The sequence below is a fragment of the Alteraquisediminimonas sediminicola genome, from assembly GCF_019740335.1.
Classification (GTDB): Bacteria; Pseudomonadota; Alphaproteobacteria; order Sphingomonadales; family Sphingomonadaceae; genus Alteraquisediminimonas; species Alteraquisediminimonas sediminicola.
Window position 1 is genome coordinate 92,102 of sequence record NZ_JAHXZS010000008.1, and the last position, 13,944, is coordinate 106,045.

Below are 13,944 nucleotides of genomic sequence, written 5' to 3' on the forward strand. Positions count from 1 at the left end.
CATGGTTGATCTTGGCAATGTTACGGCGCTTTTTGTGCCGGGCCTTAGGGACCATGTCGAGGATCACTGGCAGACTCATGCCGCGTGCGACTTCCCCGGCTCAGTCACTGTCGAACCCTTGCGGATTGACGGGCTGAGCCGGGCCGCCCGGATTGATGCGCTTGACGAGGCTATAAGGGCGATCGACGGCGATGTGATCCTCGTCGCGCACAGTGCGGGCTGCCTGATGGTGGCACATTGGGCGGCGACGCGCGCTGTAGATATGCTGTTGAAGAAAGTGCGTGCCGCCCTGCTTGTCACCCCAGCCGATGTCGAAAGACCTTTGCCGGAAGGTTATCCGAAAATGGCCGACCTTGACGCCAATGGCTGGCTACCGATCCCGCGAGCAGCACTGCCATTCCCGACAACAGTCGTGGCAAGCCGCAACGATCCATTGGCCGAATATGGACGCGTGAAAGAACTGGCGCATAACTGGTGTGCGCGTTTGATCGATGCTGGAGAGGTCGGTCACCTCAATCCGGCTGCCGGCTTTGGACCGTGGCAAAAAGCGAACGACCTTATCAAGCAACTGGCGCGCGAGACGCCATAATGGAATGACGGCCCAAAGGCCGCATTATGTAGGAGAATAGGAGATGGCAGGACAAAGCCCGTACACCGGCAGTCTGTCAGGTGGGCCGCCACGCGCGACCTTCTATGGCTGGTTGATTTTCGCGTTGAGTTTTGGCCTGTTGATTTCCGACTATATGGCGCGTCAGGTGCTGAACGCCGTGTTTCCCCTGCTGAAGGCCGAATGGCAGCTCAGCGATACGCAGCTCGGGCTGCTTTCTGGGGTGGTTGCGGTGATGGTCGGGGTATTGACCGTTCCACTGTCACTCTTCGCGGATCGTTGGGGCCGCGTTCGCAGCCTGACGCTGATGGCTGCCCTATGGAGTTTGGCCACGCTGTTCTGTTCGGTGGCAAACGGGTTCGGGCAGATGCTGCTGGGTCGCGCTTTGGTTGGGCTGGGTGAAGCGGCATATGGAAGCGTGGGCATTGCACTGGTTATCAGTGTCTTCCCGCAACGAATGCGGGCCACGCTGTCTTCCGCTTTCATGGCCGGCGGGATTTTTGGACAGGTTCTCGGCGTTGCGCTTGGCGCGCAGATCGCGGCGGACCACGGTTGGCGTATGGCTTTTGTGGCGATTGGCCTGTTTGGGCTGACGCTTGGCATTCTGTTTCCGCTGGTTGTCCGCGAACAGCGCGTTTGCGCGCTTGCTGGTGGAGCACTGGTGGGGACGGCGCAAAAGGCCCCGCCCTTGCGTGCCTTATTTACCAGCCGGTGCGTACGATTTGCCTATGTCGGCAGTGGCCTGCAACTCTTTGCGGCGGGGGCGCTGCCGGCTTGGCTACCGAGTTTCCTCAACCGCTATTATCACATGCCGATAGACCGCGCCGGACGGACTGCCGCAATTCTGCTGCTGGTCTGCGGGTCGGGCATGATTTTGTGCGGCATGCTCAGCGACCGTCTGGCGCGGGATCGTCCTGAACGCAAGATCACGCTCTCATGCGCCTATTCGCTGGGGACGGCGGCAACCCTGTCACTTGCCTTTTACCTGTCACCGGGGTTGCCGCAACTCATATTGCTTGGTCTGGCCTTGTTTCTGGTCGCGGGAACAACTGGGCCGGCGGGCGCCATGGTGGCAAACCTGACTCCGCTTGCAATTCACGGTTCGGCTTTCGCCACGCTGACATTGGCCAACAATGTGCTGGGTCTGGCCCCGGGTCCGATCCTCACTGGCCATCTGGCGGATAGCCTCGGGTTGATCGGCGCTTTTCGCCTCCTCCCGATTCCTTGTGTAGCGGCAGCTTTCGTCTTTGCGCTCATGCGCCGCAATTACCTTTCCGACCTCGGCATCAACGCTGACAAGGCTTATAAAAAGGACTGACCATGAAAAGTGGTTTTGACGGCGTCCGAATGATGGCGCCAGGCTTTGGCCTTGCGTTGCTGGTTGCAGCGGCGGCGACATTTTTATCGGAACATTATTCGTCTCCGGTCATGCTTTATGCATTGCTGCTGGGGATGGCGTTCAACTTTCTGACCGAGAACGAACAAACCCGGGCGGGTATAGAGTTTACCTCAAAGGCCGTGCTGCGCAGCGGCGTTGCGTTGCTTGGCATGCGGATCGGCTGGGGGCAGGTGACAGCGCTAGGTTGGGAACCGGTGGTGATGATCGTCGGGATTGTCGCTGTGACAATCGCCGCGTCTGTCGTCATGGCGCGTCTGATGGGTTTCAATCCGCTGTTTGGTTTCCTATCGGGCGGCGCCACGGCGATTTGTGGCGCGTCTGCAGCACTGGCACTTTCCGTTGCGTTGCCCCCGCATGAAAAGCGTGAACAGGCCACTTTGTTCACGGTGATTGGTGTCTCGGTATTCTCGACATTGGCGATGATTGCTTATCCGCTGATTGCGCATGCAACCGGCTTATCGGACCATGCCGCCGGTATATTCATCGGCGCGACGATCCACGATGTCGCACAGGTGGTCGGTGCAGGTTATGCGATCTCACCGGATGCCGGGGATACAGCGACAATCGTCAAGCTGCTGCGCGTTGCCACATTGCTGCCGGTGATTCTGGTTGCAGGACAGATTACGCGCAGCCGCAGCGCACCGGGCACAGCACGTCCACCGCTGCTACCCTGGTTCGTGGTGGGGTTCGTGGTGCTGGTTTTCGTCAACAGCATTGTTTCGATTCCCAAGCCGATCGGCAATTTCGCCAACGATGTCTCGCGCTGGTGCCTGGTCACCTCAATTGCGGCCATCGGCATGAAAACCCGGCTGGGAGAGATCGTGAAGGTGGGCATTCGCCCGGTGATTCTGATGTTCGCCGAGACTGCGCTGCTCGCGGTAATGGTGCTCGCCTTACTCAAGACCGGGATAGTTTGACACCGATTGCAAAAATGCTGTCGTGAAATGTGAAATAACTCGGCGGCCACAGGCATAGTTTCCACAAAATAAATTCGATTGGGGAGGAACTGAAATGTCTATCAACACAGCGCGTCTTTGCGTCAGCACTCTGGCGCTGCTTGCGACAACCAATCTGGTAAGTCCTGCATATGCGCAGGAAATTGTCGATGACACTGCCGCCAGCGACGATATTGTCGTCACGGCGCAAAAGCGTTCGGAAAGCGTACAGCGCGTGCCGATTTCCATCGCGGCCTTCAATAACGCTGCGCTGACCAAGGCGAATGTCTCTAATATTCTCGATCTAGGTCGGATCGCCACCAATTTCCAAACCGTGCGCTCATCCAACACCGGCTCGACCCGCATCGGTATTCGTGGTGTCGGATCTCTGGCGAATACGCTGATTGAACCCAGCGTCGCGGTCTTCCTCGATGGCGTCTATGTGCCCCGTTCAGCCTCGGTGCTGGGCGCCTTTCTCGACATGGAGGGTGTCGAAGTACTGCGCGGCCCGCAAGGCACGCTGTTCGGTCGTAACGCGAGCGTTGGCGCGCTTTCGCTGCGCAGCGCACTTCCACGTCACGAACTCTCTGGCGAAGTGACCGGGGAACTGGGTTCATTCGACCGCTACAAATTGTCTGGCAACTTCAATATGCCGCTGGGCGAAAATGTCTCGATGCGCATGGCTGGCATGGGGCAATGGTTCAAGGGGGCATGGAAGAATCGGCTCGATGGCAAGCGTTACGGCGGATCGGACGATGTCGCGTTCCGTGGCACGGTCAAGGCCGATCTCGGCAATCTCGAATGGATTGTGCGGGCCGACTACACCAAGCTCGACGGTGACGGGGTCGCCAATTTCGACTTCGACCCCAATTCCGTCAGCCCGGCGCGGCTTGCCTTCATCAAGGCCAATTTCAACGGCGGACCGGACACCAATCTCAACGATCGCTATATGAACCAATATATGGCCACCGGGATGGAGGACAAGAATTGGGGCGTATCGAGCACCGCTTCGCTCGATATCGGCGGGTCGACACTCAAGCTGATCAACAGCTATCGCGTCTGGACCAACGACCAGCTTGATGGGGACATCATCTTTTTCCCGGTCTCGTTGGTCGATCGCACCAGCCTCTTCGATTCGAAGAGCCACAATCACGAATTGCAGTTTATTTCGCCCGAAAAGGAATGGCTCGGCGGCATGTTCGACATGGTCGCGGGCGTCCATTATTTTCAGGAAGACTTCAAGATCGGCGAACGGCTCGGTCTCGGCACTAGCTTTTGCGGCGTGCTTGTCCCGGCAGGTGCGGCGCGCACCGCGTGCAACACCTATTATGCGACCAACAACGGCCGGAGCGCAACCGTGCAGGACGTATTCCAGAATGCGAAAAGCATAGCCGTCTATGGGCAGGGCAACATCCATATTGCCGACCAATTGACACTGACTGTGGGTGGTCGCTGGACCAGCGACAAGAAGCACGGCCGCTTTGCACAGGCATCCAGCCCTTTCACCCAGACCCTGCGCGCGACCGAAGCACTTGTCTTCCCCGGGCTCAAGGATGATCGCTTTACCTATCGCATCGGCCTCAACTACAAGCCCAGCGACGATGTAATGATCTTCGCCACACACTCGACCGGATACAAATCGGGCGGCTATAACTCGGGTGGCGGCACGCCTTCTTTGTCCACCTTCGATTCTTCGGGCAATCTGATTTTGACCCGGCGCATTTTCGACCGTGAAACGGTGAAGAATTATGAAATGGGTATCAAGTCGAGCTGGCTCGACCGCGCGCTCAAGGCAAATCTCACCCTGTTCCGTATGGACATCGCTGGTTTTCAGGACCGTGCATTTGACGGTGTCAGTTTCGTGATCAGAAATGCGGGCAGCCTGAGGCAGCAAGGCTTCGAATTCGACCTGACCATGGCACCGACCCGCAACTTCTCGGTCAACGGATCGTTTGCATATCTCGACTCCGAGTTCACCGATTACATTAACGGCGCCAATCTTCCCGGATTGACCGGCACCCAGAACCTCACCGGCAGGCCCAACACCTTCTCGCCGAAATGGTCGGGGAATATTGCAGTCGATTGGTCTGGTGATATCGGATCCAGCGGCATGAGCTGGGCGATCAACGGCAATATGTCGTTCATCTCTGACCAATATATCGGCACCGCGCTTGATGCCAATCCGCAGACGCTCGCCGATGGTTATGTCCTGATGGGTACGCGCCTGACGCTCAACGGACCGGACAATCGCTGGGCGGTTTCCGTGTTTGGCCGCAATCTGGGCAACAAGCATTATCGCCCGCTGGCGGTCTATCAACCACTGGGCGCAGCTCTTGGCCTCAACAACACGGTATTCTCAGGAAGCAGCCCCAACCGCATACAGGCCAGCGAACCGCGCACTTGGGGCGCGTCAGCGACATTCCGCTTCTGATCGCCTGAATTCATTCGAGAGGGGCACCTCCCGGCGCGCGTTCCGCGCCGCCGGGAGAGTTGCGCCCAACAAGGAGCAACCGATGCGCGGACTTATGCAGGACTGGTCGCTTACCGTCGATCGCATCATCGATCATGCTGCACGCGTTCACGCCACGCGTGAGGTGATCACTCGTCGCACGGATGGCACGATCCACCGGACTGATTATGCGACGATCCGCCACAGGGCGAAGCGGGTTTCTGCAGCGCTCCGAAAAATCGGAATTGGCCTTGGCGATCGGGTCGCGACACTGGCTTGGAACAGTGAGCGACACATGGAATGCTGGTATGGTGCAATGGGGATCGGTGCCGTGCTGCACACCCTCAACCCGCGCCTCCACCCCGATCAACTCGCCTGGATATCGCATGACGCTGGCAGCCGGATTCTGATCCTCGATACCAGCTTTATCGGCCTGATCGAAACCGTGCGCGAGCAACTGCCGTTCGAGCACTACATCGTCATCGCCGATGCGCAGACGCTTCCGGACAACAGCCTTGATGCAATGCCCTATGAGGAATGGATCGCAGGTGCGGACGATGCGCCCGAATGGGGCGGCTTCGACGAAAAAACGGCCTGCGGCCTGTGCTACACATCAGGGACCACGGGCAATCCCAAAGGCGTGCTCTATTCGCACCGCTCAAACGTGCTCGTTTCGCTCATGGCCTTGGGCAAGGGCGCGCTGGGCATCGCACCGGACGATATCGTCATGCCGATTGTGCCGATGTTCCATGCCAATGCCTGGGCGCTTGCCTTTGCCGCGCCGGCGGCGGGCGCCAAGCTGGTTATGCCAGGTGGTCAGCTTGACGGTGCCTCGGTTTTCGAACTGCTCGACAAGGAGCGCGTCACCTTTGCGGCGGCAGTGCCAACGGTCTGGCTGTCATTGCTCCATCACCTGCGCCAGCACGGGCTGGCACTACCATGGCTGAGGCGTGTCGTGATTGGGGGAGCCGCCCTGCCCGTGGCGATCCTGCGTGCTTTTGAAGAAGATTATGACGTCGAGGTGGTGCACGCGTGGGGCATGACCGAAACCTCGCCTATCGGCACCATCGGGGGCGTCCCGGCGGCACTCGCCCAAGCCGATGAGGCAACGCATGTCGCGCAGCAGCTCAAGCAGGGGCGCCCGCCGTTCGGGGTCGAATTGCGGATTACCGACGAGAATGGCCGCGACCTGCCTTGGGATGGCGCATCGCCCGGTCGGCTGATGGTACGAGGATTTGCCGTTGCCGGGGCCTATTTCAATGGGGCAGGCGGCGAAATTCTCGATGAACATGGTTTTTTCGACACGGGCGACATGGCCACCATCGACACGCATGGCACAATGCAAATCACCGATCGCGCCAAGGACGTCATTAAATCCGGCGGCGAGTGGATCAGTTCGATCGAGATCGAAAATATCACATTGTCGCATCCCGCCATCGCCAACGCTGCTGCTATCGGCGTGCCGCATCCCAAATGGGATGAAAGGCCGCTTCTAGTTGTCGAGTTGCGCTCCGGACATTCTATCGGTGCAGACGAACTGCGCGCTCATCTTGATGGCCGGATCGCCCGCTGGTGGATGCCTGACGAATATGTGTTTCTCAATGCGATCCCACTGGGCGCGACTGGCAAGGTGAACAAGGCTGCGCTGCGCAAAATAATACGCAACCGCTGAAGGAACGGAAAGAATGACATACCGACCCGTAACCCGCGAACAGGTTTTCGCACTCGAAGTGAGCGCGGGAATCGATGAACTGGCGCAATGCGATTATTTCTCCGCTGCCAGCCCCGACATGGTCAAAGCCATTGTCGAGGGCGCGGGACAGTTCGCACAGGGGGAATTCGCCCCGCTCAACCGAATTGGAGATGTTGAGGGCGCACGCTTGCTGGACGGCAAGGTCTGTTTGCCTGATGGCTATTTTGATGCCTATCGTGCATTCGTGGCACAGGGCTGGAATTCGATTTTCGGCCCTGTGGAATTTGGTGGGCAGGACCTGCCCTTCAGCCTCGCAGTGGCAGCGTTAGAAAGCCTCGGCACCGCAAACCTCGCCATGGCCATGATACCGAATTTGACACTGGGCGCGATGGAAGCCCTGCACATGCACGGTAATGATGCGCAGAAGGCGCTCTACCTCCCGAAATTGATAAGCGGCAAATGGTCGGGCACCATGAATCTGACCGAACCGCATGCAGGTTCTGATGTCGGGGCGCTGCGCACCACCGCGACACCCATCGCCGAAGGTCCGGACGCGGGGAAATATCTCATCAAGGGCACGAAGATATTCATTTCCTGGGGTGACCACGAACTCGCGGAAAACATCATCCATCTGGTTTTGGCGCGGCTTCCCGGCGCACCCGCCGGTTCGCGCGGGATCAGCCTGTTTGTCGTCCCGCGCTATCGTCCGACACCGGATGGCCGCCCCGGCTCGCTGAACGATGTTAAAGCCGTCAGTCTGGAGCACAAGCTCGGGTTGCGCGCATCGCCCACCTGCGTAATGAGCTACGGAGATAATGACGCCTGTGTGGGGGAGTTGGTCGGGGCCGAGAACGAGGGCCTCAAATGCATGTTCACCATGATGAATTCGGCGCGGATCACAGTCGCCGCGCAAGGCGTGATGATCGCGGAGGCGGCGCAGCAGAAGGCGGCGGCCTATGCCCGGGAACGCATCCAGTCGGCCCGCGCTGGATCGGCAGACAAAAACCCCGTGCCAATCGTGCAGCACCCCGATGTGCGGCGAATGTTGCTCCGGATGCGCGCGCTGACAGAGGGCGCGCGCGCCTTGCTCTACCACACCTGTGGTCAGGTTGACCGCGCGGCGCTGAATGAGGAAAACGCCCGCTTGCGCGCCGATCTGCTCGTCCCTCTCGCCAAATCATGGTGCACCGATATTTCCTGTGAGGTCGCAGGGCTTGGCGTTCAGGTGCATGGCGGCATGGGCTTCATCGAAGAAACTGGTGCCGCACAATATTGGCGCGACGCCCGCATCTTGCCCATTTATGAAGGCACAAACGGCATTCAGGCCGCCGATCTTGTTAATCGCAAGCTCGTCGTCGATGGCGGGGCGGCGCTGGCGGCGCTGATGGCGGATATCGAACGCGATGCGCACGACAGTCCTGAATTGGCTGGACTGGCCCGCGATTGCGCTCAGGTCGCCAAATGGATGCTGGACAGGCCGGACATTGATGATCGTCTTGCCGGTTCGGTTGCCTTCTGCACCATGTGCGCGGTGGCGGTCGCCGGATGGCAATTGCTTCGTCAGGCGGAAGTTGCGGGCAAGTCGGGTGGGGTGCTGTCGCGGACCAAGCCTGCAATTGCCCGTTATTTCATAGAGCATATCGTGCCTGAAGCGCGCGGCCTCATGCAATCATCGCAGGCCGGCGCGGAACTGCTTTACGCGCTCAGCGACGAGGAATTGACCGATGAGAACTGAGGCGGGTCTGTTCAATTTCGATGGCAAGGTGGCGATCGTCACGGGATCGTCACGGAGCATCGGTCGCGCCATTGCCGAGACATTCGCCGCCGCTGGCGAGCGCGTGGCGATCTCCAGTCGCAAGCAGGACTCCTGCGAGGCGGCCTATGTCAATGGCCAGTCGATCGTCGTGGTTGTCGGCGCCACCGTGCGGGGAACCTTATGAGCGGAAGGTTCGCGAGAAAAAGCGTTGTCATCACCGGTGCCGGATCGGGCATCGGGCGGGCGGTGGCGCATCTATTTGCCAGCGAGGGCGCCCATGTGATCGCCTTTGATCGCAATGAAAGCGTGCATGAAACCGCCGCCGCCCATGACTCCATCCATGCCGTGATCGGGGATGCGGGAAGCGAGGCCGATGTGGCCGCGATGATCGCGTGCGCAACCGAGCGCCATGGCGGCATTGACATATTGTGCGCCAATGCCGGGATCAGCGGCGGCATGGCAGGTCTGTTCGATCAGGCTGCAAGCGACTGGGAGGCTGTGCTGCGCGTCAATCTGATCGGGGCCTTTCTGGCGATCCGCTTCGGTGCGCGTGCCATGCTCGATGCCCAAAGGCCCGGTGCCATCATTTGCACTGCCTCTGTTGCTGGCTTGCGCGCAGGTGCCGGTGGACCGGCCTATTCCGCATCCAAGGCCGGTGTCGTTAATCTGGTGCAAACCGCTGCGCAGCAGCTCAGCGGTACGGGCATCCGGATCAATGCCGTCTGCCCCGGCCTGATAGAGACGGGCATGACAGGGGCGCTTTTTGACTCTGCGCGGGCGAAGGGCCGGGAAGATATGATTGGTCAGCTCAACCCGCTGCGCCGGGGCGGTGAGTCTTGCGAAATCGCTAGGGCAATCGCCTTCCTTGCTTCTGACGAGGCGAGCTATGTCAACGGCCATGCACTGGTGGTGGATGGCGGCCTTTCAAGCTCGCTTCCCTTCGCCAAGCCCCGCGCCCTTGGCGAATCATCATTTTGACTCGCTGCTAGGCTTTGGTCTCCCCGCTGCATTGGGCAATTTCTATCGGCTAGCAGTGCATGGCGTGAATACCGTTCACCGGAATACCTACAAACCAAGCTTGGAGAAGAAAAATGCGTGACGCCGTGATCATATCCACCGCACGGACACCTATTGGCCGCGCTTTTCGCGGGGCGTTCAATGCTACGCCGCCTGCGACACTGGCGGCCCATGCCATTCGCGCGGCTATCGAACGCGCCGGGCTGGAAGGCGGCGAAATTGATGATCTGGTCTTTGGTGCCGCGCTGCCGCAGGGTGGGCAACACACCATCGGCCGAACTGCAGCCCTGCGTGCGGGACTTCCCGTCACGGTCGCAGGCATGACTATGGATCGCCAGTGCGCTTCGGGCCTGATGGCGATCGCTACCGCCGCAAAGCAGGTTCTGGTCGACCGGATGGACATCGTGGTGGCAGGTGGGGTGGAGTCGATTTCGCAGGTCCAGACAGACGCCCTGCGCATCGATCCGGACCCGCAATTACTGGCAATGGTGCCGGATATCTACATGCCGATGCTGCAAACAGCCGAAATCGTGGCAAATCGTTACGGAATCCGGCGTGATCGGCAGGACGCTTATGCGCTTCAGTCGCAAAGGAGAACGGCTGCCGCGCAGGCAGCAGGAGCATTTGATGAAGAGTTGGTCGCGGTTGCGACCTCCATGACGGTCATCGACCGGCAAAACGGAGAGGCTTCGCAACGCGAAGTGATGGTCACGCGGGATGAAGGCAACCGACCAGAAACCACCGCCGAAGGGCTGGCTGCGTTGAAGCCTGTGGTTGAAGGTGGGTCTATTACCGCTGGCAATGCGTCCCAGCTATCCGATGGCGCTTCGGCCTGTGTCGTGATGGAAGGGGCGATGGCGGCAAGACGTGGCCTTGCCCCGATTGGTCGCTATCTGGGCATGGCTGTGGCAGGCACCGAACCTGACGAAATGGGTATCGGGCCCGTTTTTGCCGTTCCAAAGCTCCTCAAACGTTTCGGCCTTGGGATCGAGGACATCGGCCTTTGGGAATTGAACGAAGCGTTCGCGGTTCAACTGCTCTATTGTCAGGACAGGCTTGGCATTCCTGATGATCGGCTCAACGTCAACGGCGGCGCCATTTCGGTCGGCCACCCCTATGGCATGTCAGGCGCGCGTCTGGTCGGCCATGTCCTGATCGAAGGAAAGCGCCGAGGCGCACGCTATGTCGTCGTAACCATGTGCATCGGGGGTGGCATGGGAGCTGCCGGACTTTTTGAAGTGTTATAGGCGGAGAGAAATTAGAAAATCCAATCACAGGCTCGCCCTCGATCTTGCCAGTCAGGCGGATATATCGTGAAGCGCTGCATCCCGCACCGTATCTACAGGGCCGAATTCGGGCACGATGCTGGAGAAAAATTATACACGGTTCAATATTTTAACTCCCATTAAAGCGGAGAGGCTCGCAACAAGAACACCCGTTGCGAGCCTCCCATTGACTGTTACCAAGGGTGGGTTTCGCCATTCCATTTCAGGAAATCGCCGCTGCGTTCAATCGTCCAGTCAGCCGTGACCTTACGGATGCCGATTGCGCTTTCTACTGTGGTGATTTCGGCGTCAGGGCCGCCCATGTCGGTCTGCACCCAGCCTGGATGGACGAGGCCGATGATGATGCCGCGATCCTTGAGATCAAGAGCCGCCGAACGCATCACGCGGTTGAGACCGGCCTTTGCCGCAACATAGGCATAATAGCCGCCATAGGGCCAGGTCGACGCCGCGAGCTGGCTTGAGAAGTTGATCACCTTCGCACCGGCCTGCATGCGCGGCAGAAATGCCTGCATCACGCGCAGCGGCCCCATGACCATGATATTGAGCGCATCCTGCCAAGCCGCCCAGTCAGACGAACCGAGTTCCAGTTCCGGCTCGGTCGGACCAGTGACCCCAGCCACATTGAGCAGCACATCGATATTATCGGTGCCAGTGCTGGCAGCACCAGCCTTCACCGATTCGTCACTACCGACGTCCAAATCATGGATCGTGACCTTGCCGCCCGAAGCAGCCGCCACTGCGTTCAACGCCTCAGATGGGGTGCGGCAGAGGGCAAAAACGCGATCGCCATTGGCGGCATACTGACGTACAAGTTCAAGTCCGATACCGCGTGCGGCACCGGTAATTGCGATATTGGCCATGGGGCATTCTCCTTGCTGATAGTTATAAGGGTTAAGCCGATCTCACTGGGGTAGAGTTTGAGATCTAAAATGGTACGAACATACTGTAATATTATGGGAAAGCATAAGACTGCCCATGTGCGTAAACTTCGCAACATGAGCAGATGATGCACGCATCGCGCTGGAAACCCAGCCACATCATCAATTTTCATTGCCCAAAAACAGGAATGAAATGGTGGATTTCAGGCTGTATTCGAGATGGTTGGCGAGCTGGTCTCCATCAATGCGTCCAATCGCCAGATCATTCACCAAGGCATAGCCCGTGTTGGCGAATTGATGCTGCGCCATTTCAAGGTCGCCCGCCCGCAATATGTGACTGTCTGCGACCATGAGATCGACCGCCAGTCTCAGATGCCGCAAGCCGATATCATGCAGGCGGTGATAGGTCGCAGAATCGGATTTTTCCGAGAAATATAAATGCGCGATCGCCCCTGACCAGCGGGGATTCTGCCCCAGCTCAAGCGCGATGCGGCGCACGGCGCGCAATATGCCCGCCATCGTGCTTTCGTCTTCTTCCCCCATCCGACCGATCAGATCTTGCTGGTACTTCTCTACCAATTTGGAAAGGAGCTGGTTCTTGGATTTGAACAGATTGTAGACCGTCATCTCCGTTACCCCGGCGGCCTTGCTGATCTCCACCATCGTCACCGCCCCGATGCCGTGCGCGGAGATCAGCGCATAGGCAGCATCAAGCACGCGCAACGGCGTGGCACTGCCGCGCGACCGCACAGTCTTCACGGTGGGCTTTAAGGCTGGCTTCACGGTGGGCTTCATAGCGGGAACATTCATTGAATCAGTCGGCATCGGCGCTCCTTAACAACCTCCTAGCCAAAGTAGCAGCATCGTACCGCTAGCCGTTATTATAGTCTACCATAATTAAGGATGGCGCCGCAGTGAAACAGCGCATCACAATGGAGAGGTTGTCATGAGTGAATGGGAAGACCGGGTTGCCATCAATGATGTGCTGGCACGTTATGCCGATGGCGTAAATCGTCGCGATGTCGACCTGTAGGCATCGTCTTGGGACGAGGATGGCGAATGGTTCCTCTTTGGCCCCGACCCTGTCAAAGGCCGCGATAACATTGCATCCACTTGGAAAGAGGCGATTGCCGGCTATCCTTTTGTCGTGATGTTCGCATCCCAGGGCGAAGTGGTGATCGAGGGCGATCACGCGCGTGGCATTTCCTATACCAATGAAGTGGCGCGTACCGGCGATGGCACCGAATTGCGCGTCACCGGCACCTATGAAGACCGCTATATCCGCCGCAATGGCCGCTGGGGCTTTTCGTTCCGCAAATTTACCCAATTGCACAGTCAGACCATTTGATCTGCTAATGCCCGCAGGAGGGATCATGACCCCAAAATTAACATCGCCAATTTCGGTGATCCAGAACTGCTATGTGGTGCGCGACCTCGAAGCCGCATGCCAGCAGTTCCACGATCTCTATGGCATCGGGCCGTTCGTCGGCGGGGTCGAGGGCGTACTCGACAACCATGTCTATCGCGGCCAGCCCGCGCCCCCAATCCACCTCAAGGCCGTGTTCGTCCAGTCCGGCGATCTGAACATCGAACTCGTCCAGCTCCTGTCGCCGGGGCCAAGCGCCTTTCACGACATGTTTCCGAATGGCGAAGAAGGCCTGCACCATGTGGCGATCTTTGCCGATGATTATGAGGCCGTACGCGATAGCTTCGTCGCGCGGGGCATGCCGGTCGCCAGCGAGTTCACCGTGTCATTCGGGGCGCAGATCTGCTACATAGACGCCCGCGCCACGCTGGGCCACATGATTGAAATTTATCCCGAAAACGAGATCATCCGCAACATGTACGATCAGGCGCGCCAGGCGTCGATAGGCTGGGATCGCCAGCAATTGATCGTACCTTGGCAATGATGCGGTGATGACCG

12 protein-coding genes and 1 pseudogene are annotated in these 13,944 nt (G+C 58.9%); 11 read left to right on the top strand and 2 right to left on the bottom strand.

Annotated elements, in window-relative coordinates:
• Position 1 precedes the first annotated feature (1 nt).
• From K6117_RS13675 to K6117_RS13715, 9 genes are all read left to right on the top strand, one after another.
• Positions 2 to 589, top strand: coding sequence for an RBBP9/YdeN family alpha/beta hydrolase (locus tag K6117_RS13675; protein ID WP_221796372.1), 588 nt, complete (start codon positions 2 to 4; stop codon positions 587 to 589).
• Between the two features lie 43 nt (positions 590 to 632).
• Complete coding sequence (locus K6117_RS13680; RefSeq protein WP_221796375.1) at positions 633 to 1,925, top strand: MFS transporter; 1,293 nt, start codon at positions 633 to 635, stop codon at positions 1,923 to 1,925.
• Positions 1,926 to 1,927: 2 nt separating this feature from the next.
• The gene (locus K6117_RS13685; RefSeq protein ID WP_221796378.1) at positions 1,928 to 2,923 is read left to right on the top strand and encodes a YeiH family protein; all 996 of its coding nucleotides are present in this window, start codon (positions 1,928 to 1,930) and stop codon (positions 2,921 to 2,923) included.
• Positions 2,924 to 3,017: 94 nt separating this feature from the next.
• Positions 3,018 to 5,372, top strand: coding sequence for a TonB-dependent receptor (locus tag K6117_RS13690; protein WP_221796381.1), 2,355 nt, complete (start codon positions 3,018 to 3,020; stop codon positions 5,370 to 5,372).
• Positions 5,373 to 5,454: 82 nt separating this feature from the next.
• Positions 5,455 to 7,062 carry a long-chain-fatty-acid--CoA ligase gene (locus K6117_RS13695; protein WP_221796384.1) on the top strand — a complete coding sequence of 536 codons (1,608 nt, stop codon included), beginning with the start codon at positions 5,455 to 5,457 and terminating at the stop codon, positions 7,060 to 7,062.
• A gap of 13 nt (positions 7,063 to 7,075) precedes the next feature.
• Positions 7,076 to 8,818, top strand: coding sequence for an acyl-CoA dehydrogenase family protein (locus K6117_RS13700; protein WP_221796387.1), 1,743 nt, complete (start codon positions 7,076 to 7,078; stop codon positions 8,816 to 8,818).
• Positions 8,808 to 9,023, top strand: a complete 216-nt coding sequence (locus tag K6117_RS13705) for an SDR family NAD(P)-dependent oxidoreductase (RefSeq protein ID WP_221796390.1) — start codon at positions 8,808 to 8,810, stop codon at positions 9,021 to 9,023. Before K6117_RS13700 ends, K6117_RS13705 begins: the two co-directional genes overlap by 11 nt.
• On the top strand, positions 9,020 to 9,817 hold the full coding sequence (locus K6117_RS13710) for an SDR family NAD(P)-dependent oxidoreductase (RefSeq protein ID WP_221796392.1): 798 nt from the start codon (positions 9,020 to 9,022) through the stop codon (positions 9,815 to 9,817). The genes K6117_RS13705 and K6117_RS13710 overlap by 4 nt, the downstream gene beginning before the upstream one ends.
• A 113-nt stretch (positions 9,818 to 9,930) precedes the next feature.
• Entirely contained in the window at positions 9,931 to 11,103 is a 1,173-nt protein-coding gene (locus K6117_RS13715) for an acetyl-CoA C-acyltransferase (protein WP_221796395.1), read from the top strand.
• 212 nt (positions 11,104 to 11,315) lie between these two features.
• Here K6117_RS13715 and K6117_RS13720 read toward each other — a convergent pair whose 3' ends face one another.
• Both K6117_RS13720 and K6117_RS13725 read right to left on the bottom strand, forming a co-directional pair.
• Complete coding sequence (locus K6117_RS13720; RefSeq protein ID WP_221796398.1) at positions 11,316 to 12,002, bottom strand: SDR family oxidoreductase; 687 nt, start codon at positions 12,000 to 12,002, stop codon at positions 11,316 to 11,318.
• A gap of 180 nt (positions 12,003 to 12,182) precedes the next feature.
• Positions 12,183 to 12,845, bottom strand: coding sequence for a TetR/AcrR family transcriptional regulator (locus K6117_RS13725; RefSeq protein WP_221796401.1), 663 nt, complete (start codon positions 12,843 to 12,845; stop codon positions 12,183 to 12,185).
• A 223-nt stretch (positions 12,846 to 13,068) separates the two neighbouring features.
• Here K6117_RS13725 and K6117_RS13730 point away from each other — a divergent pair.
• Together K6117_RS13730 and K6117_RS13735 are read left to right on the top strand one after the other, a co-directional pair.
• Positions 13,069 to 13,368 (top strand): annotated as a pseudogene (locus K6117_RS13730) (nuclear transport factor 2 family protein); the annotation flags it as partial.
• Positions 13,369 to 13,393: 25 nt separating this feature from the next.
• Positions 13,394 to 13,930 (top strand): VOC family protein, encoded by a 537-nt coding sequence (locus tag K6117_RS13735; RefSeq protein ID WP_221796405.1) that lies wholly within the window; start codon positions 13,394 to 13,396, stop codon positions 13,928 to 13,930.
• Positions 13,931 to 13,944: the final 14 nt, after the last annotated feature.